General features: G+C 45.9%; 18 protein-coding genes and 1 pseudogene. 8 read left to right on the top strand and 11 right to left on the bottom strand.

The genetic code is table 11. The features are described from left to right. Positions 1-8: 8 nt before the first annotated feature. From ASD40_RS18700 to ASD40_RS18665, 8 genes are all read left to right on the top strand, one after another. The gene (locus ASD40_RS18700) at positions 9-2,840 is read left to right on the top strand and encodes a 1,4-alpha-glucan branching protein domain-containing protein (RefSeq protein WP_057304685.1); all 2,832 of its coding nucleotides are present in this window, start codon (positions 9-11) and stop codon (positions 2,838-2,840) included. Positions 2,841-3,365: 525 nt separating this feature from the next. After that, positions 3,366-5,774, top strand: coding sequence for a sugar phosphate nucleotidyltransferase (locus tag ASD40_RS18695; protein WP_057304684.1), 2,409 nt, complete (start codon positions 3,366-3,368; stop codon positions 5,772-5,774). Positions 5,775-5,846: 72 nt separating this feature from the next. Continuing rightward, the gene (locus tag ASD40_RS18690) at positions 5,847-6,059 is read left to right on the top strand and encodes a hypothetical protein (RefSeq protein ID WP_052228876.1); all 213 of its coding nucleotides are present in this window, start codon (positions 5,847-5,849) and stop codon (positions 6,057-6,059) included. A 122-nt stretch (positions 6,060-6,181) separates the two neighbouring features. Continuing rightward, positions 6,182-6,739 (top strand): DUF4912 domain-containing protein, encoded by a 558-nt coding sequence (locus tag ASD40_RS18685; protein WP_082562289.1) that lies wholly within the window; start codon positions 6,182-6,184, stop codon positions 6,737-6,739. Continuing rightward, positions 6,736-9,819: a 1,4-alpha-glucan branching protein domain-containing protein gene (locus ASD40_RS18680; protein ID WP_057304682.1), complete on the top strand. Its 3,084-nt coding sequence runs from the start codon at positions 6,736-6,738 to the stop codon at positions 9,817-9,819. The genes ASD40_RS18685 and ASD40_RS18680 overlap by 4 nt, the downstream gene beginning before the upstream one ends. A 222-nt stretch (positions 9,820-10,041) precedes the next feature. After that, entirely contained in the window at positions 10,042-12,003 is a 1,962-nt protein-coding gene (locus ASD40_RS18675) for a glycoside hydrolase family 15 protein (protein ID WP_057304681.1), read from the top strand. Between the two features lie 182 nt (positions 12,004-12,185). Beyond that, positions 12,186-12,764, top strand: coding sequence for a TetR/AcrR family transcriptional regulator (locus tag ASD40_RS18670; RefSeq protein WP_057304680.1), 579 nt, complete (start codon positions 12,186-12,188; stop codon positions 12,762-12,764). A gap of 59 nt (positions 12,765-12,823) precedes the next feature. Beyond that, a complete protein-coding gene (locus ASD40_RS18665; protein WP_057305086.1) occupies positions 12,824-13,963 on the top strand; it encodes a cytochrome P450 in 1,140 nt (379 codons plus the stop codon). Between the two features lie 495 nt (positions 13,964-14,458). Here ASD40_RS18665 and ASD40_RS18660 read toward each other — a convergent pair whose 3' ends face one another. The 11 genes and pseudogenes from ASD40_RS18660 to ASD40_RS18615 form a co-directional block, all read right to left on the bottom strand. Next, a complete protein-coding gene (locus tag ASD40_RS18660) occupies positions 14,459-15,439 on the bottom strand; it encodes a metallophosphoesterase family protein (RefSeq protein WP_057304679.1) in 981 nt (326 codons plus the stop codon). An 11-nt stretch (positions 15,440-15,450) separates the two neighbouring features. Beyond that, complete coding sequence (locus ASD40_RS18655) at positions 15,451-16,710, bottom strand: Gfo/Idh/MocA family protein (RefSeq protein ID WP_057304678.1); 1,260 nt, start codon at positions 16,708-16,710, stop codon at positions 15,451-15,453. Positions 16,711-16,729: 19 nt separating this feature from the next. Further along, positions 16,730-17,620, bottom strand: a complete 891-nt coding sequence (locus ASD40_RS18650) for a carbohydrate ABC transporter permease (RefSeq protein WP_057304677.1) — start codon at positions 17,618-17,620, stop codon at positions 16,730-16,732. Between the two features lie 18 nt (positions 17,621-17,638). Then, positions 17,639-18,508: an ABC transporter permease gene (locus tag ASD40_RS18645; protein WP_057305085.1), complete on the bottom strand. Its 870-nt coding sequence runs from the start codon at positions 18,506-18,508 to the stop codon at positions 17,639-17,641. A gap of 117 nt (positions 18,509-18,625) precedes the next feature. Continuing rightward, positions 18,626-20,329: an extracellular solute-binding protein gene (locus ASD40_RS18640; protein WP_057304676.1), complete on the bottom strand. Its 1,704-nt coding sequence runs from the start codon at positions 20,327-20,329 to the stop codon at positions 18,626-18,628. Positions 20,330-20,469: 140 nt separating this feature from the next. Then, positions 20,470-22,155 carry a response regulator gene (locus tag ASD40_RS18635; protein ID WP_057304675.1) on the bottom strand — a complete coding sequence of 562 codons (1,686 nt, stop codon included), beginning with the start codon at positions 22,153-22,155 and terminating at the stop codon, positions 20,470-20,472. Continuing rightward, positions 22,148-23,893, bottom strand: a complete 1,746-nt coding sequence (locus tag ASD40_RS18630; protein WP_057304674.1) for a sensor histidine kinase — start codon at positions 23,891-23,893, stop codon at positions 22,148-22,150. Before ASD40_RS18630 ends, ASD40_RS18635 begins: the two co-directional genes overlap by 8 nt. Positions 23,894-23,998: 105 nt before the next feature. After that, positions 23,999-24,157 carry a hypothetical protein gene (locus tag ASD40_RS37285; RefSeq protein ID WP_156390098.1) on the bottom strand — a complete coding sequence of 53 codons (159 nt, stop codon included), beginning with the start codon at positions 24,155-24,157 and terminating at the stop codon, positions 23,999-24,001. A gap of 424 nt (positions 24,158-24,581) precedes the next feature. After that, on the bottom strand, positions 24,582-24,971 hold the full coding sequence (locus ASD40_RS18625; protein ID WP_057304673.1) for a glycine cleavage system protein H: 390 nt from the start codon (positions 24,969-24,971) through the stop codon (positions 24,582-24,584). 82 nt (positions 24,972-25,053) lie between these two features. Next, a complete protein-coding gene (locus ASD40_RS18620) occupies positions 25,054-25,602 on the bottom strand; it encodes a peroxiredoxin (RefSeq protein WP_057304672.1) in 549 nt (182 codons plus the stop codon). Between the two features lie 251 nt (positions 25,603-25,853). Further along, positions 25,854-26,216 (bottom strand): annotated as a pseudogene (locus ASD40_RS18615) (ATP-binding cassette domain-containing protein); the annotation flags it as partial. Between the last annotated feature and the right edge of the window lie 209 nt (positions 26,217-26,425).

Below are 26,425 nucleotides of genomic sequence, written 5' to 3'. Positions count from 1 at the left end.
GTTATCTCTTGATCAATCGCATCAAACCGAAGCCAGAGCTCAAGGGATATTTCGTTCTCATGCTGCATGCTCATCTTCCCTATATTCGTCATCAGGATCAGAACGACAATTTGGAAGAACAATGGTTCTATGAAGCCATGACTGAAACGTATTTACCCCTAATTGAAGTCATGAATCGTCTAACAAGTGATAAGATAGATTTCCGCTTGACCTTCTCCATAACTCCGACTATCTTGTCCCTGTTCAGCAATCCATACTTCCAAGACAACTATCACGCTTACCTAAGTAAGCTTATTGAGCACGCAGTTAAGGAACAAGTCCGGTTACAAAAAAAGCCTTCTCTTCTTCCTCTGGCCAAACGTTATGCCAAACGATTCCGTGAGCTTCTTACACTATTTGAGAGCTGCAAAGGAAATGTTATTGCGACATTCAAACACTATCAAGATTTAGGCTGTATTGAAATTGTTACATCAGCCGCTACGCATGGATTTCTTCCACTAATGAAAACAGAAGAGGCAATAAAAGCACAGATTATGACGTCTGTTCGGGATTATGAACGTTATTTCGATCAAAAGCCACGCGGCATCTGGTTGCCTGAATGTGGCTATACGCCGGGTATTGACCGCATTTTGAAGCAGGCTGGGATCCAATATTTCTTCACTGATTCCACAGCAGTCGCTTTCGCTTCACCGCAGCCGGCTCGAGAATTGGCTTCTCCGCTAATGACCCCCTATGGGGTAACTGCCTTTCCTCTGGATCCGGAATCCACCAGTCAAGTAAGTGCCGAGAACGGCTACACAGGAGACTTCAACTATCGAGAATACTACAGTGATATCGACTCGGCAACAGGGTTTAAATATTACCGCAACACAAGCAAAGGCAGCCACAAGGAGCCTTATCAACCAGAGCAGGCCCTAGAAAAAGCAGCTGAACATGCCGATCATTTCTTGGCAAATTGCCAGAAGCAGGCCGCTCATTGGGAATGCTGGCTGGATCGCAAACCCCTCATCGTTTCGCCCTATGATGCGGAGCTATTTGGACATTGGTGGTATGAAGGCCCGCACTTTCTTGAGCTGCTCTGCCGTAAAATGTTTCTCGATCAGCAAACGATTAAAATGATTACACCTAGTGAATATCTAGAGGAATATCCAATAGCTGCTGTCGGAAATTTAAACGAATCTAGTTGGGGCCGTAACCATTCCGCCGAAATATGGCTGCAGGGACGTAACGACTGGATTTATCGTCATCTGCATCAAGCCGAAGAACGAATGATCGAGCTTGCAACGAAACATAAGCATCTCTCTGGCCATGGTAAATTAAGCGCCAGCGTCCTGAAACGGGCTTTGAATCAAGCTGCAAGGGAACTTATGCTAGCTCAAAGCAGTGATTGGGCGTTCATGATGGAGGCACAGAGCGACGTCGACCATGCCGTTCGCCGTACGAAGGATCATCTAGGCTGCTTCTACCATCTCTGCGATCAGGTGGATCGGGAACAGGTTGACGAGGTACTCCTTACCGATTTAGAGGAGAAAGACAACTGCTTTCCAGCTATCCAATTTCATGATTACGTAAGCTTAGAGCAGCTTTCCCCTATCCCGATCATTCCAAACTTGAAGGAATGGGAAACATTGCTGGAGGAAACCAAACACCGTCCGAACGTATTCATGCTAGCTTGGGAATACCCGCCCAAACATGTCGGCGGCTTATCGAGAGCAGTCCATGAACTATCGGAAGCTCTTGTCGCTCGCGAAGAAATTGTGCACATCATCACAACCTCCTACGATGGTGCGCCAAGTTTTGAGAACATGAATGGCGTTTACGTACATAGGCTCCCTGTTAACCATTCCGGTGATACTCACTTTTACCACTGGACGTTCGAAATGAATCTTGCCATGACTGATCATCTTGTCAGATGGAAAGAAAATGGCGGACGAATCGACCTTTTACATGCGCATGATTGGATGGTTGCTCATGCGGCAAGAGAAATAAAAACCAGCTACGGCATCCCTTTAGTAGCCACGATTCACGCAACGGAATGGGGACGAAATCAAGGAAATCTATATTCCGACCTGCAGCGAAAGATTCATCATTTGGAGTGGCAGCTGACATATGAGGCTGATCGTGTCTTTGTGTGCAGCTCCTATATGAAAGAGGAAGTAGGACGTATCTTTAATCTTCCTTTCGATAAAGTGAGTGTACATCCGAATGGAATTCGGACTCAAAAACCAAACACAAAGACAATAAATCGACCCGATTTCGTGGCAAAACAAGATAAGGTCATTTTCTTCATTGGAAGACTTGTTTATGAAAAAGGCATTCAAATTCTGCTGGCAGCTTTGCCGAAAATCATTTCACAAGTCCCGCAAGCTAAGCTCATTATCGCCGGTTCTGGGCCTATGGAAGGTGAGCTTCGCTCCCAGGCTGCTTTTTTGGGAGATCGCGTCTTGTTTACTGGCTTTGTTGATGATGCTTATCGCACACAGCTTTATCAATCTACGGATGTTTGTGTGATTCCGAGCTTGTACGAGCCTTTCGGTATCGTAGCGCTGGAAGCCATGGCCCACCGGAAGCCTCTGGTCCTCTCCGATACAGGCGGTTTAGCTGAAATCATTAGGCATGGTGTGGACGGCTATAAGGCTCTCCCAGGTCATGTCGATTCATTAGCTTGGCACATTACGGATATGCTGCTGCAGCCAAAGCAAGCCGCCAAGATGGCTGATAGCGCCTACCAGCTGCTGCAACAGCACTACCAATGGAGCCATATCGCTCAAAATATCCAGAATGAGTACCAGAAGCTTACCCACTTTCAACCTGCCATTCAGGTCAAAGCAACATTTTAGCCTTAGCTGCTTTTAACCAGCCATTCAGGTCAAAGCAACAAGCTGAGCCTTTGCCACTCATTAATGAGAGGGAACTAGAGGACGCTATTTCTTTAAAAATGCCCATTTTTCTTTCGTTAAGGGAACTACGATTCGCTATTTAGCCCAAATTGGAGAAAATTAGCTCTATTTATAAGGAATAGCGGAACGACGTTCCTCAAGGTGCAGCATTTGGGGGGAAATCACACAAATAGCTGATTGACGTTCCCTTTGCCTACACAATTACGGGAAAACGATCTTACTATGCCAGTTTGCTCAAGCAAAACTCTAAAGTTAATGCTTACGATGCTAGTTTTCTACGAAAACTCTAAAGTTAATGCTTACGATGCTAGTTTTCTACGAAAACTCTAAGGTTAATGCTCACGATGCTAGTTTTCTACGAAAACTCTAAGGTTAATGCTTACGATTCAAGTTTTCTATGAAAACTCTAAGGTTAATGCTTACGATGCTAGTTTTGCTAAAGCAAAACTCTAAGGAGGTACCACAATGAAGGCTGTTATTATGGCCGGAGGCAAAGGAACTCGACTTCGTCCCCTTACTTGTCATCTCCCCAAGCCCATGGTGCCTCTTCTCGGTAGGCCCTGCATGGCCTATATCATTGAATTGCTCCAAAATCACGGCATTCAGGACATAGCAATTACTATGCAATATAAACCTGAAGTGATACGCAACTTTTTTGGCAGCGGACAAGCTTTTGGCGTCAATCTCCATTATTTTGAAGAAACAAGTCCCCTAGGTACAGCTGGGAGTGTCAAGCATGCGCACGAGTTTCTTGACGATACTTTTATTGTCATAAGCGGGGATGCATTAACTGATTTCGATTTGAAGCAAGCACTCGCTTTTCATAAAGAAAAGCAAGCCAAAGCTACGTTAATCCTGACTCGTGTCAGCCATCCTTTGGAATATGGTGTTGTTATCACGAATGAAGAAGGACAAATTACTCGTTTTCTGGAAAAACCAAGCTGGGGTGAAGTTTTCAGTGACACGGTAAATACAGGTATTTATATTTTGGAGCCCGAGCTGCTAGAACGCATACCGCTGGGGCAAGAATTTGATTTCAGCCAGCAGCTTTTCCCTGCCTTGCTCGAAGAAAACAAAGGGCTCTATGGTTATATCAGCTCTGGATATTGGACGGATATCGGCAACCTGCAGCAGTATCGTCAAACCCAGTTTGACATGCTCGATGGGAAAGTGAAGCTCGACATTCACGGAACACAGATCCGCCCCGGTGTCTACATCGCAGATGATGTTGAAACCAGCGCTACCGCACGTGTGATCGGACCAGCTTTCATTGGGAAAGGGAGCAGGCTGGAAGATGAAGTAGAGATCGGTGAATACTGCATCATCGGGCAAAATAATCGACTCTCCAAAGGGAGCAAATTAACGCGAAGCGTGCTGTGGGATCATAACCATATTGCTGAGCACAACGAATTGGCCGGTTCCACACTGACTAGTCGGATTATTTGTAAAGAAGCCTCCTATTTGGGGGATGGTTCTGTTGTTGGCAACCATGTGGTCATCGGCGCGAAAAGCCGCATTGAACCCAACGTGAAAATTTGGCCCCATAAACAAATTCGTGATAAGACCCTACTTCATACCTCCTATATTTGGGGAGATCATGCAACCAAAACGCTATTCAAGACAAGCGGTGTAAGTGGTATTCCTAATCTAGATTTAACACCGGAATTAGTCGCTAAATTCGCCACAGCCTATGGAGCAACCTTAGCCCCCGGCAAAACGCTCATGGTAAGCTGTGCTCCCCATACGTTCACTCGTTTATTAAAGCGTACACTTACAGCGAGCCTACAATCTGTAGGTACGCATGTTATTGATTTAGGGGATTGCTTTGCACCTGCGTCTACCTTTGCTATTCGTCATTTAGGTGCTGCTGGGGGAATTCACCTCGAGTGGTCCGGCAAAGAAAACGATGTATGCAGCCTACTCTGTTTGGACGCTGAAGGAATGCCTATTCCGAAATCAGCAGAGCGTAAAGTGGAAAACAGCTTTTGGCAAGAAGATTATGGACGGGCCACTATGAAGCAGATTGGCAGTTACAAAGAAGAAGTGCACTGGTTACAAACTTATATAAATGCTTTGGCCCAAGAAATCGCATATGAACGCGATCATCCGTTTGTATCCCCTCTTCGCATCGTCATTGAAGCGAGTTCTTGGCTGCAGCCTTTCATGGTTCCATTTTTCGAAAAACTGGGGCTTGAAGCTATCCATGTTACTTCTACAAGTATGCAGGATCCGCTTCACGTCTTTATTCCGCTATCTGGCGCAAGTCTCGGTTTACGTGTTCACGATGATGGACGAACCATACAGTTAATAACAGAAAAAGGTGAGCTTGTAGACAGCGATTTACAAACCGTTTTCCTCTATCTTTGTTACCTGCACAGCCGTCCAGGAGCAACCATTGGTGCTCCCGTCAGTGCCCCCCAGCTTCTAGAAAGCATGGCGGAGGGACTTGGCGGGAAGATCGTTCGTACGAAGGAATGGTCACGGGCCATCATGGAAGCTACACAAGAAGCGAGGATACATCCCTTGTTCGATTCTCTCTTTGCCATTGGACTGGTGATTCTCCATTTGGAAAGAACCGGCATTCCGCTCTCGGATCTGCTCTCCTTGTTTCCTAGCTTTCATCTTCTACGTGAACGTGTCGATTGTCCTTGGGATTCCAAAGGAGAGGTTATGCGGAGCATGATGGAGCGGACGAAAGATGTACCCGTTGATCTAATCGATGGCATTAAGTTTTACCATGAGAATGGGTCTGTCCTGCTGCTGCCTGATGCCGATGATCCTGTCTTTCAGCTCGTAGCCCAATCGGCGGATCCTGAGCTTGCTGAGCAACTTGTCCATTCCTACCGTGGACACATTCTAAACGCACTTGTGTAAGCATAATTATAGTATAGATATATCCGATACGTGGTTCCGAAGTCTTATGATGAAGGGGAGAGCGGCGTGAATATGATTCCAAGCGTTTCTAGACAGATCGCTTTTGTGCAGTATGACGATCAATCCTCAAGTATGACCGTGCAATATCATACCGGTTTCAAAGCATCGTATACCAATGTCAAACAGGATGAATACCTTTTGATATTTTCTTCGGTGAATCGGTACGATTCCTTAATGAGACTTACGGAAAACCGGTACATGGAAGGGCAAAATCCAACCAAGTAAAGGATATACATGTGATCTCCCCCTTTTACATAAGGGTGGAGATTTTTCGTTTGTATAGTGCATATGCTACAATGTTGCTCAAGATCTTTGCAGCTTATTTTCACTAACTACCCTGAGAAAAGGTGAGTCCGATACCTACCCAAGCTCTCTCTGTTGATCCTATAGATCGGGATACCTTTCACTTACTAATCCAGTCTCCGACTGTTCTTTTTGCCTACTGGCAGCTCTCTGTCCGAAAAAAGAACATGGTACAGGAACATTTCGATAAAGACTGGAAAGAGCTTCAGCCTACTTTGCGATTTTATCATGCAACCAATCTACCTATAGATAGCTACCAAGCTGACAGCGTCTCAGAACTTCATCTCCCCTCAGGAGAATCATGCTTTCTGAGCGGGTTCCACCCAGGCCAAATTTACTTTGCGGATCTTGGCATTGTGAATGAACAGGGGCAGTTTCTCCCGCTTCTGCGTTCCAATACGATTCAGACTCCCCCTATAGAAACGAATCAAGATATTCCTTATCACCAAATAACGAATGATCAACTAGATACGTACCGGCCTATTGCCGTTTCCTTTCAGCTACTGACGCCTGAAGCTAATGAGCATTTCTCTGCCTATTCGGTGTATTCACCGAAGACCGCATACTCAGCAGATACGGAATCTGGAGGCGATACTGATTGAGCACAAACCTAAATGCCAACGTGAGCACCAGCTCTAATGTACAAGGTTTCGTTGCCTTGCTTTTACATGCCCACATCCCCTATGTTCGACATGAAGAGGAGAGCATCACCCTAGAAGAGCGATGGTTCTTCGAAGCCGTTGTCGATAGCTATCTTCCTTTGATCGAAATGATGGACCGGCTTCTTGAAGATGAAGTGCCTTTCCATCTCACTTTGTCTTTGTCCCCTACGCTGCTTGCCATGCTCGAGGATTCACGTTTAAAGATGAGGCTTCGCAAGCATCTGACCTCGTTGTGCGAACTGGCTCAGCGTGAAGTTATTCGTCTATGGGGCCATCCCGACTTCGGTCCTACGGCAAAGCTCTATGCCGACCAGTATCATCGGCTTATGGCTTTGTACGATCGCCTTCGGGGCGATCTGATTGGTAAGTTCCGCAGCCTAAGAAGCACTGGCTGCTTAGAATTAATCACGTGCGCCGCGACGCATGCGTTCTTGCCGCTAGTCAAGAACGACGCCGCGTTGCGCGCGCAGCTCGAAGCCGCCGTAACGGAATTCCGGCGGCATTTTGGGTCCGCTCCGGCTGGTATCTGGCTGCCGGAGTGCGGCTATACGCCTGCGTTGGAGCCCCACCTGCAGGCACTTGGTCTTCGCTACTTCGTAGCGGACGCCCATGCGCATGCGCAGGCTGTGATAACGCCGCAGGAGGACGTGACCATAACGAGGGGCCCGGTAGTTGAGGGCACCACGAAAGCGAAGGACGCGGCGGGGACACCGCTGCGCACGCAGAGCGGCGCCTGCGCCTTTGCTCGGGACCTCGAAGCCGGCGCCCAGGTATGGAGCGCCGAAGTCGGGTACCCGAGCGATGCCAATTATCGCGAGTATTATCGCGATATCGGCTACGACCTCGGCCAAGACGGCGGGGCCGAGTGGGAGTACTTGAAGCCCTATGTGCTGCCGGACGGCGCACGCATACACACGGGCTTCAAGTACTACAGCGTCACCGGCGCAGCCTCAGGTGACGCCAAAGCGCCCTACCACCCGGCGCGGGCCGCTCAGAAAGCTCAGCAGGATGCTGAGCATTTCGTCGCCAGCCGGGTGGCGCAGCTTCGCCGCCTCGCTGAGGAGCGCGAGGCGTTAGCTTTGGCCGCCGGCGACCGCGAAGCGCGGCCGGCGGAACCGCCGGTCATCGTATGTCCATACGATGCCGAGCTGTTCGGGCACTGGTGGTACGAAGGCCACCAGTGGCTTGAGGCTGTGCTGCGCGGGCTCGCTGCCGCGCGCAGCCTAGAGGGCGTAGTCGTGGACACGACTACGTTAGGCGGCTACGCCGCCGCCCATGCGCCGACCACGGAAGCTGTGCTTCCCGTGTCGAGCTGGGGCCGAGGCGGCTACGCCGAGGTCTGGCTGCAGCCGCGCAGCCAGTGGGTACATCCGCTGCTGCACGCGGCGGAGGATCGTATGGTGCTTGCTGCGCAAAAGCACCCGAACCCCGAGCTGCTCACGAAGATGCAGCAGCGCGCACTGGATCAAGCCGCGAGAGAGCTTATGCTCGCGCAAAGCAGCGACTGGACATTCATCCTAGATGCGGAAACGGTAACCACCTATGCGGCTAACCGCATAGAAACGCATTTATCCCATTTCCATAAATTACTTAACGGGCTAGAAACAGCAGCCTCAGACAAAGAGCTATCCGAATTTGTGATTCCCTTAGAACGGAGGTCCCCTTTTCTGCCGGAGCTCCATTACCATCTTTTCCAAACTAGCACTTCCATAAGTTTGAATAGCTCTTTGAACAGCTCTTTGAATAGTACTTCATTAAAACTCTCATCCAATGCCAAGTCCACACCTCTGCGTATTCTTATGCTCGCATGGGAATATCCGCCGCGTGTCATCGGTGGTCTCGCGAGAGCTGTTTGCGACTTATCTAAGCATCTTGCTGCCTTCGGCCATGAAGTTCATGTCATTACGTGCCTTGCACCCGATTGTCTTCCCTATGAGCGGTCTGATGGGGTGCATATTCATCGTGTAGAAGTTCTCCAGTCCACTGGAGCCATTCACTTTCTGGATTGGGTATTTCAAATGAATATGGCTTTCACCGATGCTATCCACCGCTTAACTTTGCAAGGCATGCAATTTGATCTCATTCATGCTCACGATTGGCTTGTCTTTTACGCTGCCAAAGAATCCAAAAATGCGCTTCATCTCCCGCTCCTTGCAACGATCCATGCCACCGAGTATGGCCGAAATGAAGGGAAGCTGGATACCCCGGTGCAGCAACGGATCCATGCCTTAGAAAATAAGTTAGCCGACGAAGCCGATCAGCTCGTTGTCTGCAGCCTATATATGCAGGAAGAAGTCATTCGCCTATTTCATGTACCTATCCATAAAACGACTCATATACCTAATGGTGTTATTCCTTTTCGCGCAACTCCTGTTTCCCTTGAGACTGTTAATCCGCTTCTTTCTAATGCTCTTTTTAGCGGTGAAGAGCAGAATCGAATTATCGCTTTCCTTGGGAGGCTTGTTTATGAAAAAGGCGTGCATATCCTCATATCTGCCATGCGGCTTGTACTCAAACGTTACCCTGAAGCTAAGCTGATTATCGCGGGTACAGGACCTGAGCTTGAAGGATTAGAGAGACTGGCCGCTCCGTTAAGTGACCGGGTCAGCTTTACAGGATTTCTAGATGAGGCCGACAAAAGTCAGCTTTTGTTATCCGCGGAGCTTTGTGTAATTCCAAGCCTCTATGAGCCATTTGGTCTTGTAGCCTTGGAAGCAATGGCAAGCGGTACGCCACTCATCGCATCGGATACGGGAGGTCTTGCTGAGATTGTCGATCATGGCATTAACGGCTGCAAAGTGCCCCCGGGGGATGCAAATGCACTAGCTTTTCAGATTGCCCAATTTTTAGAAAAGCCTGATGACGCAAACGAACTCGCTGCGGCTGCTTTGAGCAAAGTCAGCGAGACCTTTCACTGGGAGCAAATCAGCGCGTTGACAACAGAAACTTACGAAAAATTGATTCTCCTTCACCCACAGCGGTCAGGTATATTCCCCAACCAGAAGGAAATAATGAAATAATATGGATAACTATGCCAGTTTGTAAGCGTGACCAGTGGGAATTTTCAGAATTTTTTCAAACAATCATTGATTCCTTGGTAATAATTAGGTAACCTATTGGCAAGCCCTGTGCTAACTATGTCCTAGTCACTATCGAAACGAGGACGCGATATCCCAAGCTGGATACCTCAAGGACGGGTTCTGAATCGCGCGATCAAACAAACGAGTGGGGAAGTGATTTTATTGCCTAGACATCTGGTCATCGGAAACGGAAAATTTCTTATTAACCTCGATCAGCATTCCTACATGCGAGATCTGTATTATCCTTTCGTAGGCCAGCTTAACCATATTGGCGGTTATCAATGCCGTGTTGGTATATGGGTGGATGGTTCCTTCGCCTGGCTGAATGCCCCTGAATGGCAATTTAAACTTGCCTATGTCGAGGATTCACTCGTCACCGAAGTGACAGCTACGCATCCCGGTCTTGGTGTCACTCTGCTTATGAATGACGGGGTTCATCAGCGCGAGGATATTTATCTCAAACGTATCCAAATTACGAATCACAATAGTACCGTTCGCGAAATACGTATGTTCTTCAATCAAGACTTGCTCATTAATGAGACAGAAGTTGGGGATACAGCCGCTTACTATCCAGCGAATAATACGGTATTCCATTATAAGAAAGACAGATATTTTATGTTTAACGGCAGTACAGGAACCGAGGGCATTTATCAATACTCTACAGGTGTCAAAAGATTTTATAATGCCGAGGGAACATGGCGCGACGCGGAAGATGGGCATTTGATGGGCAATGCCATTGCTCAAGGATCTGTCGATAGCACCATTTCTTTTCGACTCTTCGTACCGCCGAACGCCAACCAAACGCTCTATTATTGGATGGGTGCAGGCAAAACGTTGGAGGAAGTCAAGAAGCTCGATGCCTATGTCAAAGACAGCCACCCTGGTAAACTCCTTGACCGTGTAACCGTGTACTGGCAAAGATGGGCAAACAAAATTGAACGCGATTACGGCGATCTGCCGCTCGAAGTCCAACGGCTTTTCAAACAAAGTCTACTGCTAGTCAGGACCCAAACGGATGTAAACGGTGCGATCATCGCAGCGAACGATTCCGATATTATGCAAAGCAACCGCGATCATTACAGTTATATGTGGCCTCGAGACGGTGCTTTAATTGCTTATTCCATGTCCATGGCCGGTTACCAAGGTATGATTATTCCTTTCTTTAACTTCTGTGCGAACGTGCTGTCACCCGAAGGTTACTTGCATCATAAATACAATCCGGACGGCACCGTAGGCTCCAGTTGGCATCCATACATTCATTCCGGACGGGTACAGCTCCCTATTCAAGAAGATGAGACTGCCCTTGTGCTATATGCCCTTTGGCAGGATTTCCAGAAAAATGGAAGTCTTGAATTCGCCCAATCCCTCTATCGCAATCTCATTCGCAGAGCGGCCAGATTCATGTCCACTTACATTGATCAGGAATTGAACTTGCCGAAGCCAAGTTATGATCTGTGGGAAGAACGCTACGGTATATTTACGTTTACAGCATCAGCGGTTTATGGCGGACTAATTGCCGCTTCCAACTTCAGTAATCTGTTCGGGGATGAAGAGCGAAGCAATCGTTACAAGCATACAGCGGAGAAAATCAAATCCGGTATCCTCAAGCATCTGTGGGACGAAGGAGAACAACGATTCGTTCGCGGCTTGTATATGGAAGATGGCGAATGGGTAAAGGATATGACGCTCGAAAGCTCCGTTTACGGCATCTTTGAATTCGGCGTTCTGCCTGCTGATGATGATCGTGTGGTGAGCACGATGAAAGCCAACAAAGCTGGACTCATGATCAAAACCGAAGTAGGGGGGGTCGCTCGTTATCATCACGACTATTACTTCCAACGCTCTACGGATATTGAGAACGTACCAGGTAACCCATGGATTATTTGTACACTATGGATTGCCGAATGGGAAATTGAGTACGCCAAGTCACTGGCGGATCTCGAAGCACCGCGTCAAACGCTTGAATGGGTTGTCAAACACGCAATGGAAAGCGGCGTTCTGTCGGAACAATTAGACCCTTTCACAGGTGAACCGGTATCCGTTGCTCCACTCACTTGGTCACACGCCACTTATGTGCTGACCGTCGTAAAGTACTTGAACAAATATAAACAGCTTACCAAGTAAAAAAGCTTTAACGTATTTTACCTCCTATGGATTTGAACACTTGTTCATTCTGGGAGGTTTTTTCATTTCATTTTGAAAGCAAAATCTCCTCGCGGTGCAGTTGACATCTCTTTTTCCAATATGTTACACTTTTGTTGTACTGACCAGTCAGTTCTACCTTGCGTATCGAAAGGCGGATATCCTTGAGTAAAGAGAAAATTATCCAGACAGCGGTTGAAGTATTTTCAGAAAACGGTTACCATCGGGCGAGTATGGATGAAATTGCCTTGAGAGCAAATGTCGCCAAAGGTACGCTTTATTATCACTTTCCAGGTAAAGCCCAATTGTTTAAGACGCTTGTTAAGGATGGTTTTCAGGAGATTATTGATAAAGTACAGGCCGATCTTAAAGCCAATCTTACTTTGGAAGAACAAATCAAAAGGATCATCAGGCACAATCTCGATTTGTTTTTGGAATCAAGCAGTTTAGCGCATATCGTTTTCAATGAGCTATCCAATGGTATCGATCAGGAAGTACTGGAAGAACTGAAGAAACTTAGGAACGACTACATTCATTTTCTTGCCGACGTTTTGGAAGAAGGGAAACATGAAGGCGTGCTTCGTGATGTTAACTGCAATTTGGCCGCGGCGGGGATCGTTGGGATGCTCGACAGCGCATCTAATTATTTTTTGAACAACAACAACGAATTGTCTCGTGATCATATTGAACAATTCTTTTATACGATCATTACGTCAGGTTTGTTTATGACTAGCGGTGAGTAACCACCCCTTTTTTTGGAGTTATTATACTGACTAGTCAGTTCAAATATAAGATGGAAGCGATGGTGAAACATTTGGATTGGAGAACGGTTAATGAATTGATCCCTTTGTCTTATTTTAAAGAAATGCGTGCCTCCTCCCCCGTATCGTTTAAAAAGGAGACCGATTCCTGGGACGTTTTCAAATACGAAGACGTCAAAGCGATTTTTTCCGACCATGAGCATTTTTCTTCGCAAGGTGTAGGAACGATGAAAGATCCGATTGAGGCGAGTGTTCTAAGACAGGATCCGCCTATACATCGGCAATTGCGGATGCTTGTTTCTCAAGCTTTTGTTCCTCGGGTCATCGAAGGATTGACGCCAAAGATTGAGGCGATAGCGAATGCGTTGTGTGACCAAATGGAAGCAAACGGTAAGATGGATGGGCTTCATGATTTTGCAAGTCCGCTGCCGATTATCGTCATTGCCGAAATGCTAGGTATTCCTCAGGAAGATCGAGAGCGTTTCAAAGAATGGTCAGATGCGCTGGTCGGAAACAACTCCGAGCGATATTATCAATGCCAACAAGAGATGAGTGACTATTTTACCGCTATAGCAGATCAGAGACGGCTTGAACCGCAGGATGATCTGATTAGTCGTCTCGTCCGCGCAAAGGCAGATGGTGAACAATTAAGCGATCTGGAAGTGATCGGCTTCTGCATCCTGCTGCTTGTAGCGGGAAATGAAACCACAACCAACCTCATTTCCTCCGCACTGCTCCTCATCGATAGCCATGCAGAAGTAAAAGAGCAGCTTTTGACGGATCGCTCCTTAGTTCCACAAGCTCTTGAGGAAGTTCTTCGTTATTGTTCACCTGTTCAAACGATGATTCGAACGGTAAAAAAGACCACAGCTCTACGCGGGCAAACACTAACTCCCGGACAAATGGTCAATATCTGGATTGGCTCGGCCAACCATGACGAAGACATATTCGATCGCCCGGACATCTTCGACATCCACCGGAATCCTAATCCCCATCTTGCTTTTGGTCACGGAATTCACTTCTGCTTAGGAGCACAATTAGCTCGTTTGGAAAGTAAAATTGCTATTCAAACGCTGCTTACTCGATTCCCTGAGTTCCACCTTGATCGCTCCCATGTGTTGGAGCGGATCGACAGTTGGATGATGTTTGGAATCAAACAGCTGCCTATTATTTTGCGGTAATCATTGAAGTTGTGTTCAGAGTACTGGTTTTAGTTCGACTGATTGATTAACATAACTCTAAAATGCGATGGTCATTCAGTTTTTGTGAGTGAAGATAGGCTATATTGATTACCAATGTTGTATGTTGTACAACAATTCACACGTCAAAGGCTATATTACAGCTTGAAGTTGCATTTCGTACAACATTTTGAGCATATTTGTTGCGAAATGATCTATTGGGGGCCAAATTGTTGTACATTATGCAACATCAGGGATGAGCGGCTGGATCTAGGCAGCAATTGTTGCACTTTTTACAACATCAATCTACCGTGAAATCAGGGAAATTGGCCACAAACTTGATACGCTTTTTACAACAACATTGCGTTAAACAGCCCGATAGAGGAGTGAAGAAAAAGGCTGCCTCGCGGCAGCCCTTCCAATGTTTAACTATCGTTTTCCTTTTTGAATTTTTCAACCGTGGGAGCCGAAGGGGACTCACTACTCACTACTCACTTCTCACTCCACTTTCCTACCTTCCGGCCGATGCTCCGGCTGCTCCTCCACGACGCTTCCGTCATTCTGGCGAATCCACGTATCGAACCGGCGCTCCCCCTCCTTCAGTCGAATGACTCTCGCTCCTGTAGGCAGCAGATCGTGACGCACGCCATCCACGTAGCTTACATATCTCGTCGAACGTCCGTAGCAAAGACGAATACCATGTAGCGTTCCCCAAAAATCGTTACCATGGTCGTGACCGACAAACGTCCCCATCACATCACCCATCTCCACCATTGCCGCAAACATACCTGAATTAATCGCTGGAGCAGAGCAGCAAGAGTCATAACGATGCCCATAGCATACGTGGAAATCCCATACGTCATTGTACTCTGGTAGAGGAATGTGGAAGAAGGCAAGCGCAGGCAGCGGTTGTTCACCGATTCCCCTTGTCAGCTCTTGCGACTTGCCCACATACCAATTGATTTGATCTCTGCGAATCCAGTCATATCCGCCTACCCGATCACCGATTATTGAGTAGTCGCCGCTATCCAAAAAATACAGCGCCGCCGCCGTTTCGCCGGACTTACCGGCTACAGTTACGACAAAGTTCCCGGCCCCATTAACGCCTTCTGGATCCGGTTCCGCTACACAATATTCATGCTGCAATTGCAGCTCATGCATCGTTTTCCTCGGCACTTCACCCTCCGAGTCGTGATTGCCGAACACGGCCGCCCATGGAATGCAGCTCTGCTCTGCTGCATCAACGGCTCGGCGGAACGATTGAATCGGATCTCTCGCCCGGTTACTTGCGATTACATCGCCCGCAAACACAATGAGATCAGGCTTCTCGGCCTCGATGATTCGTTCCATAAGAGCTCTTGTCTCTGAATCATACTTCGGTGTTTCCGGGTCATAATCAAATTCGTCGAGAAATTCCACATCGGAAAATTGTACGATGACAAACGTACCATCGTCTCGGTATTTTAGTCGTTTTTTCATAACTCCACCGCCTATGCTCCATCGAATCTAAATTCTCTCATATTAACCACTCTTCGATCTACCCTTGACCGCTCCGCTGCAAATGCCATCAGGTGACTCTGTACCGAATGAGCTGCAGAAGTTAACCCCTTTCCTTGCCCGCCCTGCTGAACCAGCTTCACAAAATCGCGGATCAAGCCGAAGTCACCGCCTCCGTGACCAATATGCCCTCCCGGTGTTTCAAGTGAGATTTGCTTGGTCGTGCCTGTTTCGAAATCAATCACTTCAATTTCATTTTTCTCCATGGCAGCGCGAATTTCGCCTTTTGTTCCCATCAGTTTAAGGGTTCGACTGCAGTCATTCGTAAATGCACTCATCGTAAAGGCAGCCGTCGCTTCATTGGCAAACTCCATATTAACGACTTGATGGTCAACTACATCATTGTCGCAATGATACACGCATTTGCCGTACGGCCCCTCTTGCAGCGCTTTCGTGCGGGCTTCCAAGCTAAGATCATCACTGATCGCTGAAGTAGGCCAGTGTATATTGTCCGTAAGGTACACTTTAGGCGCATAATATGGACATGTATCCGAGACAGGGCATCCGTCCAAGCATCGCTGCGGCGCTCCCTCCGGGGCATTCTCCTTTTTGAAATGAGACAACGATCCAAATGATGAAACATGGGTGCAATCCGCCCCAGCTAACCAAAGAATAATATCCAGGTCATGACAGGATTTGGCCAAAATCATCGGACTCGATTCGGCGGTTTTGCGCCAATTGCCTCTGACAAAGCTGTGCGCCTGATGCCAATACGCTACATTCTCATTATGCTGAATGGACATGAGCTGGCCAATCGCCCCCTCGTCCAACAACGTTTTGATTGTTCCAAAGAAATCCGTATAGCGGAGAACATGACAAATCGAAAATACTCGCCCATATTGCTCCGAACGCTCACCCATACGGATACATTCCAGCGGATCGGGGGACATCGGTTTTTCGAGCAGTACGTGATATCCCGCTTCCAACGCTTTCATCGTCGGTTCATAGTGCATGTTGTCCTGCGTACAAATAAGCACGGCATCTGCCAGTTTAGGTCTGGCCAATAAATCCTCCCAGTTCTCAAAACACATCTCATCAGGCAATCCATGCAGCAATTTAAACTTATGGCTTCTCTGTTGGTTCGGTTCCGCAACGGCAACGACCTGCAGCTCATCCGGATGTTCAAGCGCATATCCCGTATAATTGACTCCTCTTTGTCCAGCTCCGATTAATGCAATTGTTATTTTCCCCATTGTCTATCCCGCCTTATTTTTATTCCTTCACACTGCCTACTGTCATACCTTTGATAAAATATCTTTGCATGAATGGGTAAACCATGAGAATCGGCAGCGCGCCCATGAAAATCTGCGCAGTTCGGAGCGTTTTCTCGCTGAGATTCTCCAGCTGTTTGAGCTGCTCGACGTTAACGGACTGCATTTGTGCATTCATAGCTGTTATTAACGTGGAAAGGTACGTTTGCAGCGGATATTTGTCCGGTGAGTTCATGTAGAGAATGCCGTCAAACCAAGAATTCCAGTGTCCTATTATGGTAAAAAGCCCAATGGTTGCAATCGCTGGCAACGATACAGGCAAGTATATTTTCCACAGCAGCGTCCAGTGATTGGCTCCGTCGATTGTAGCCGCCTCTTCCATTTCCTTCGGAATGCCTCGGAAGAAGTTCAGCATCATAATCATATTCCATACATTCAGTGCTCCAGGTAAAATAAGCGCCCAAATCGTATTAATCAACCCGGTCGATTTCACGATCATGTAGGTCGGAATAAGTCCTCCGCCCAAAAAAATCGTAATCGCAAAAAACCATACATACACGGTTCGGGAGCGAAACTGCTCCGTTTCTTTGGCAAGCGGATAGGCCGTAATAAAAACTAGAAACATGTTGATTACCGTTCCGAGCACGACCCTTTCCACCGAAACACGTAGTGACCTAATAAATTCCACCTTATGTCCGAGATACACGTAAGCATCGAGTGTAAAACCGATCGGCAGCAGCTTAACTTCGCCGGCCATCGCCGCCGTGTTGGAACTTAACGATACAGCCAAAAGGTGAATGAAAGGCACAATACCTATAATAGTAATGAATGTCAGTACCAAGGCATTCATCACGACAAATAGCTTTCTGCTAAACGATGGTTTATAAACCATAAGAAGTCCCCCAGCCGTCTAAAATATTCGGTAATTGCTGAATTTATATGCAAGGTAGTACGATAACGATACCAATCCGACGGATATGCCCGACTTAAATAAACCCACTGCCGCCGCAGGCGCAAACTGTTGGCTGAATAGACCGAGCCTGTAAGTGAACGTGTCAATAATATCAGCACCCTGATAAACGGTTGGATTATACATGATCAAGATTTGATCAAACCCTGCGTTCAATATATTGCCCAGACTTAATGTGCTCATTAAAATAATGATGGGCATCATTCCCGGCAATGTGATATGAATCATTTGTTTCCATTTACCAGCACCATCTACTTCTGCAGCCTCGTATAGACTTGAGTTAATGCCTGTGATGGCAGCCAGAAAAATGATCATATTGTAGCCCATACCTTTCCAAACATCCGAACCGACCATGATGGCTCGAAACCAATTGTTGCTGCCCATGAACATAATCGGTTCCAGACCGAAGCTTGAGATCAGGTCGTTAACCGGGCCTCTCAATGAAAATAACTCGAGAATAACCCCGCCCAGCACGGTCCACGCGAGAAAAAACGGTAAAAAAATGCTCGTCTGGATCATTCGCTGAAACCATTTTTTTGTAATCTCATTCAGTAAAAGTGCCAATACGAGTGGAACGAGCAAGGAAAAGGCAATTTTCAAAGATGAAATGAGTATCGTATTCCACATGACCTGATGAAAGTCCGGCAGATTGAATACATATTTAAAGTTTTTGAACCCGACCCATTTCGATTTAAAAAAACCAAGCACCGGTTCAAATTTTTGAAAAGCCATCACGACTCCAAGTATAGGGCCATAAGCATATACAAGTGTAACCAACACGCCGGGCAAAAGCATCAGATGCAGCGGCATTTCTGTTTTTATTCTCAACTGTGAAGCCTCCAATCGCACACAAATTCAAACGTCCCATTTTAATGAAATGGGGGAGAGATTGTAAGTAACTCCTCTCCCCCCGTTCTATGGTTCACCTTATTTTACGGCATTCTTCGTGTACCACTCGTTTACTTCCTTCGTGATATCGTCTCCGCCAAGCTTCTTCCAGCTCTCAACGTACTTATCGAATTCGCTTATCGATGCGCCCATAATGATTTTGGTATAGGTTTCGTCGAGAAGCTTATCCAGCTGCGCTCCCTTTTCGACCTGTGTTTCCGTCGGAACACCGTAAAACTCGTTAAAGAACACTTGCTTGCTGTCACGAATTTGGCGCGTTATGCCCCAACCGCCATTTTTAGCTGCACGGCTATAGTATTGGCCCCAATTTGAACCTTTGGTTGCGTTCGTCGTGTCGCCTGCAAGGAACTCCTTGGTTGCCTTAAACACGTCTGCGACATTTTTGTAGTTATCATCATCAAGCGTAATCGCCTCTTGCTTGGCATCCAATGCCTTGTTGACCTCTGTGTAAATGGTTTCAATTTGAGCAGGGTTGTAGATTCTAGGCACGAACCAATTGTAAACATACCCGTTTTCCGCTTTGTTTTTCTCCAGATATTGTTTTTTACCCATTTCGAGATAGAAATTAATCATCTTAATCGCAGCTTCTGGGTTTTTCGCTTTTTTGTTTACTGCAATAATGTGGCTCATCCGCACCTTGCCCACCATCGATTTCCCTGGCTGACCATCCAGCGATGGAATTTGATAAGCTTCCCACTCTGCATTTGGATCCTTATCCTTGTTAATATTGAGCGGCCAGTTCGGGTACCACCATTCACCGTACGAAATGCCAACCCTGCCGGCAACAATATCTTCCACAACCTTGTTCTCATCTTTCAGCGCAAATTCCTTATCAATAAGCCCCTTTTGATACCAGGACTGCAGCTTGGCCAAAGCGTTTTTCGTTTCAGGCTGGATTTCACCCGCTGCAAGCTTGCCGTCTTTCCCTTTAATCCAAGCTTTTGGAGCCGTACCATAGCCATTGAAAACACCCCTCGCGTCAAATCCCCAACCAATGAGGGCTTTCTGCATCGCAATGCCATATCGATCATTTTTACCGGTTTTGCCAGGGTCATTTTTGACAAAGGCATCAGCTATTTTTTCCAAATCGTCAATGGTTTTCGGAGGCTGCAGGTTGAGGTTGTTCAGCCAATCCTTCCGAATCCACAATAGCTGTGTCGATAAATACGGATCCTCGAAACCAGGAATACCCAAAAGTTTGCCATCGGTTGTTGTGGTCTTCATAGCAAACCCGCCATCCACCTGCATATAATTCTTCAAAGCGGGTGATGCGTATTTATTGTAAGCATCCGTCAGATCTGCAAGCATGCCCTGACTTTTCAATTTCTCAAATTGCAGCGAGTCCAGATCCAAGATGTCAGGCAAATCTGCGGAAGCAACAGCAAGAGAAAACTTTTGCTCGTATTGTTCGGTCGGTACGCTCCACAAGTATTTCAGATCAATATTCAGCATTTCTTTCAAATCTTTCAGATAGGCATTCTGATCGGGCGTAATTCCCTTTGGCGTTTTCGGGTCTTCCGGAGGGCGGTAACCTAGCACTTCGGTAACGGTGATCGGTTGAGCGTATTTCCCCAATGGATCTACGGTTTCGTTTTTTTGGGTATTGGTAGTTTGCTGCGGTGTACTCGTCGAGCTTGAAGCGCTTTCATTATTGCTGCAAGCTGCTAACGATGCAACCATCAGTGTAGTCACTAGAACAGAACTGACATGCTTTCTTTTCATGTTTTACCCCCCATATTTTCGTAAATTGAGAACTAACAGTGTTAACGATCTATGGTAAAGGCTCGAGCTTTACACTATTTATTGTAATGCTGGGGGGCGAATGATCGCTATAATAAACTATTTACATCGTTCTGTTTTGTTTACTTCCTCGTTTTGTGAATGATTGAGTCCCGATATTCCTGCGGTGACACTTCTTTCATTTTCCGAAAAAATGCCGTGAAGTAAGAAGGAGATTCAAATCCCAGCTTCAAAGCAATTTCATTGATCTTCACCTGCATGTCCTCTAGCATATTCACCGCCGCTTCCGCTTTGGCTGTATTGATATAGTCAGAAAGATTGCGCCCTGTAAGCTGCTTATAAAAACGTGAAAGATACGAAGGATTAAAATAAACCACTTCAGCGATTCTCGCAAGAGAAAGATCTCCACCCAAGTTTTCGTTTATAAACCTATGAATTCGCTCAACTAACAAATTTTCGCCCTTGTCAACTTGCTCTTTTTTCTCCATGCATATCTGTTTGCCAAGCTCTATATAAAAGGCTTCCGTAGTTAGCCAATCACCGGGAATGTCCATCATGGCAAAATTCTCGAAATGTCTATGTTCCTTGATTCTTTCCGTAATGTTTTGCCCATTGATATAGGCTAGGAAGACGAGTACAAACATATAGTACCTTTCTAGACCGACAAGGTAATTTTGAGCCATATCATGTTTCAAACTGCCGATCAGATCCCTGCAGACGATTTCAGCTTGCTGCTCGTCCCCTTCATCCAGCCTTTTTTCAAGCAATCGCAGTTTCTTGTTGAATTCATCCGAGTAAGCGGAAACCTTCGCAGGTTCTACTTTGAAAAATTCGTTCGTCATGCCGAGGTCCATGATCGTCATTTTGAGCCCAGCAGCGGATCTTTTCTTCATCATCGCTTTCATAAGTTCGAATTCCTTATGGATGCTGTCCCATTCGACTGCTCCCCTAGAAATGATGAAAGATACGTCCATTTGAAGCAGATCGCGGCACGCATTTTGAACCGATTCCAGTATTCCTTTCAAATAGGTGACTAGGCTACCCCAATCGATGGCATCGTCTTCATTTCGAAACCTGTCCGTATCGGAACTCAGCTGGATGAACCAAACAATTGTCGAATTTTCATATACAATGTCTTCGTTTATCATCGAGGAAGGCAAGTATTGCTCAACTAAGTTCCTAACGGAATAAAGCGCGTTTCGTTTATTGGCATACGACATGCCTTCTGGCCAACAGTCCATTTTGCCAACAAGGATCAATACAGGGGAATCCCCCTTCAGCTTTAAATCTTGTCCCGCAAATAGGTCTTCGGCTAGAAGATCGGCTACATTTTCGCCTAAAAGTAAAGCCTCGAACATTTCCTTATTCAATAGCGGTGCCATGACCAGCATTTGCTTCCGGGCCTTATCAACAAGATCATTGTTCTTTAGCTCATCCTCTATTTTCATTAACGCATTTGTAACCGCACCGATGACAACCTTATCTTCTTCGGTTTTCAGAATATAGCTTTCCACATTTTTTTGAATAGCGGTGTACACATAATCAAATTCGTTGTGCCCCGTCAAAAAAATAATTTTACAGGAAGGCCAGTAAAATAAGATCTCATCCATCAATTGCAAACCATTTTTCTCCGGCATGCGAATATCGCTGAGAACGACATCAATCTTCGTTTTTTTGATAATTTCAATCGCCTCAAACGCGGAGTAAGCCTTGCAGATGTCGAGATCTAGCTCCTCTCTTTCCTGAAATATCTGTACAAGTCCCTCGACAATTGCCGGCTCGTCGTCCACAATTAAAAGTCTATACATCGCTGCCGCCCCCATAATTGAATTGAATGATGATTTCTGCTTTAAGCCCCCCATAGTCACTTCGGGATACAAATAACCCGCTCTCCTCGCCATACTTCAGCCGGATTCGATTACAAACATTGATGATGCCTGTCTTTTCAAGCACATTGAAGGAATTCGCGAGTTTCGCATCCAGGGAATGAATGAACTCATCCGTGATTTTATTTCCATCATCTTCCACACATATGCACAACCTATGATTCTCACACGTAACTTTGATATGGATACTGCCGCCTTTGCGTTCGTTCTCAAAAGCATGCTCAAATGTGTTTTCGATGATGGGCTGCAGGATTAGTCTCGGAACCATGAGATGTTTGCACGCATCGGGAATTTCTTCCGCTACGACTTGAATCCGATTGGAGAACCTAATACGTTGGATTTCCACGTAATCCATGGCATGTCGATATTCCTTGGCAAACGGTACTTCATCCTCTCCGCTTCTTGTAACAAACTGATAATAGCTGCCCAGCTTCTGAGCAAATGTGGCAACCGTTTCGTAATCTTTGGCCTTGCACATCATGTAAATATTGAAAAATCCATTGTAGAGAAAGTGTGGATTGATCTGCGACTGCAGCTGTTTTAATTCAGAATGCTGCAGCGCTATTTTCTGTTCATAATTTTGTTGAATCGATTGCTTTAGCTTGTCTATCATCTTGTCAAAGCTTCTATAGAGGTAACCAAACTCAATGTCATTTTTCGGCCTTATCGAAATGTTCAGGTTATCCGTTTCCAGCGTTTTGAACGCGGCAATCAACTCTTTTAGCGGATTGTGAATCATCATTTTGACTGAAAATGAAAAAACAAGAATGATCGCCATCGAGACCACAGACATAATGATTAACCAAACATTGAATTTCTTGAGAGACCCGGTAAGTTCATTTTGATTTACATAGGAGAAAAGGGTTAGTCCTAGTGTACTTATACGGGTGGAGGTGACCCAGTAACTTTGATCTCTGACTTTAAGGATATGACTATCCAACGTTTTGTTACTCTGCTCTTTTGAAACGATATTGAATATACTTTGGACAATGGCATCTTCATGCTTAGGTGATATATCAAAACTAAACGATTCATTGGTGAGAACAGCACCGGCATCGCCATAATTTCCTACTAGCTGGTTCAGTGTTTTTTCCAATTTTTGGACGGATAGCTCCAAATAGACGATGACACTTGAATTGTTTGCAAACTCGATAAAAAACAATCGGCCATTGCTGTAGTATAAGGATGGTTTTGGCGAATAATTAAAGAACTTTTCAATCACCTCATACTCCTGATTCGGCAGCTCAGTGATTCCGCTTTGCGTGGAGATCGTCCTTCCAAATGATTTCAAATATACCCCAGTATTGAGCAAATACTCACTGGAGTTCTGGATGGTGGCCAATCGTTCCTTTACCCTTTTTACGAGTTGGATTTCTTCAAAGTCATCAAGTGTGCCTGATAGAAAGTTTAGCTTCTGAAGATCGGAATCGTTGATAACCTGCAGCTGCTGGTTTCGGATGAAAGAGATTTGATCATCTAACTGGTTCGAGTAAAATTGCACTTTGGACTGGATTGAATTCGAAAATTCCTGTTTGATAAAGGATTGCCCCATCATATTCATCAATAGATTTACCAGATAGACAGGAATAATCAATGCCGTGAACACGATAATGACTTTTTGAAAAACGTACAATTTGGGCAGCTTTGTTAGTCTTTTCACATTTCCTCCCTGTTGGACCGTTCATAGTTCAATCACCTCCCATCATACCAAAAATTTTTATGGAAGCGTCTACCTTTTCACCATCGCTTACTTCCCAGCACATTTTCATTTCGGTTCATCGTACTCCCCAATCCTTTCACGCTGCGCTTCCAAATTTGAACTATAGTGATTTTCAAAATAAACAGCAGGGACAGGCAACCGCGGCTTCGTATATTCGTCTGTTGATCCGGTACCCGCTACCCTCAAAACCGTCGATTCATTCATCCAATCTCGCTCTACATGGAGGTGGCTTAAATCGGGATCAATCGTCACATGAAGGGTGCTAGATGAATGAATTTATATGCGCGGTTGAATGATGTTGTAGATAGTGCAACAATTGCTGCCTAAATCTCGCTCCTCTCTCTTCGTTGTTGCATAATGTACAACATTTCCGCCCAATACGGGCGATTTTGCAAAAATAGGCTCGAAATGTTGTACAAACTGCAACTTCAAGTGGCAAAATAGCCTTTAGGCGTGTGAATTGTTGTAGGAAATACAACATTGTTAGACACTATAGCCCATCTTCTCTCACGAAAGCTGAATGACTCTAAAATCGGAAACTTGCACTTCTAATTTGCTTATATACAAAAAAAGAATGCTGGACCCCAATGAAGTGGTCTTGCATTCTTTACTTTTTATGGCGCAGCACTCAGTCTTCCAGCGAAAAATCCCGCAAATATGTTTCCTCTTCCCATAGCTGCTCAAGCTCAGACCCTTGACTCCACTGAATCGTAAATAGCCAGCCCTTGTCATAAGGAGATTCGTGAATCAGCATCACCGCTCTTTCCAGCAGCCGATTGACTGATGTTATTTGGCCGGATAATGGGGCTAGCAGATCGTGTTCGTCATCCGCAACAGTCTCAACAGAACCCATGAATTCCCCTTTTCTCACATGAGTATCCAGATCAGGGAGCTCGATAAAAACAAGCATACCCAGCTCGCTGATCCCATACTCTGTTAACCCGACAACAGCTTTTTCCCCTTCGAGTCGAATCCAGTAGTGATCTCTTGTATATTTCAAATTCGTCGGAACCGTCATGTCCGCTCTCCTTCATGAAGAAAAGCTCCCCTGCTCGCATTCGCATGCTAACCAGAGGAGCTTCTCTATGTATTCAAAAAGCTTATTTTACAACCAGGTTTTTGTCGCCTGGTTTCCAGTTCATTGGGCACAATCCGCCGGATTGAAGCGCTTGAAGCACACGAAGTGTTTCTTCTACGCTGCGGCCTACGTCGTTGTGGTTAACAACTTCGTATTTCATTTCGCCTTCTGGATCAATGATGAACAGACCGCGAAGCGCGATACCTTCTTCTTCGATCAGAACGCCGTAGTCACGTGCTACGGATTTCGTGATGTCAGCAGCAAGTGGGAATTCCAATTTGCCAAGACCATTATCGTTGATTGGCGTATTGATCCAAGCTTTGTGCGTGTGGATACTGTCGATGGAAACACCAAGGATCTCAGTGTCCAGTTCTTTGAACTGACTAGCAGCATAACTCAAAGCTGTGATTTCTGTAGGACATACGAATGTGAAGTCCAATGGGTAGAAGAATAATACTAACCATTTTCCTTTGTAATCAGACAAAGAAACTTTACCAAATTCTTTACCGTCACCTGTAGCGGTCTCCATTGTAAAATCTGGAGCTTGTTTACCAACTAAACGCTCTGCCATGGCTATGATTCCTCCTCAAATCTATCTTATTCGTATAAAATGGTACCATCCGACTAGATGAAAGTCAATAATTAGATCAGATACTACATAATAATTATTATAATATATGAAGAGCTGATGAACATGAATAAAAATCGATTTACGAGCAGTAGGGGCTGTCCCAAATGTCATAAATAGATGACTTTTGGGACAGCCCCTGCTAATACTTGAAATAAACCATTCCTACGAACCGGCGCTGCCAAATAATAGGCTTAATGTGCGCCTAGGTAAGCTTTGACGATGTTGTCGTTGCTGCGAAGCGCTTCCGAGCTTTCTTCCATTGTAATGTTGCCTGTTTCCAACACATAACCCCGGTGGGCCAGTTTGAGCGCAGCTTTGGCATTTTGTTCTACCAGCAAGATCGTTGTCTTGTTCTGTTCGTTAATGTTTTTAATGATCTTCATGATTTCTATGACGATAATGAGAGCGAGCCCCATGGACGGCTCGTCGAGCATCAGCAGCTTCGGCTCCGCCATCAGCGCCTACCGATCGCAAGCATCTGCTGCTCGCCTCCGCTTAACGTACCCGCCATTTGCTTGTGACGCTCCGCCTAAGCGGGGGAACATATCGAAAACCATAATCCCCATCCGCGGCAGATTGATGTTGTAAAAAGTGCAACAATTGCTGCCTAGATCCAGCCGCTCACCCCTGATGTTGCATAATGGAGTCAATTTCATAATAAAAGTCCGATTTTTCCAAGTATGGTTTCGGAAGAAATGCAGTTGGATAAGAGCCTTTAGAGACTGCTATTTCTTCATTTCCAGCGTATTTTGTAAAAATAGGA

It is taken from the genome of Paenibacillus sp. Root444D2 (assembly GCF_001426375.1).
In the GTDB taxonomy this organism is placed as follows: domain Bacteria; phylum Bacillota; class Bacilli; order Paenibacillales; family NBRC-103111; genus Paenibacillus_E.
The sequence above is the reverse complement of the archived record's forward strand: the minus strand, read 5'-3'. Positions and strand labels throughout refer to the sequence as shown.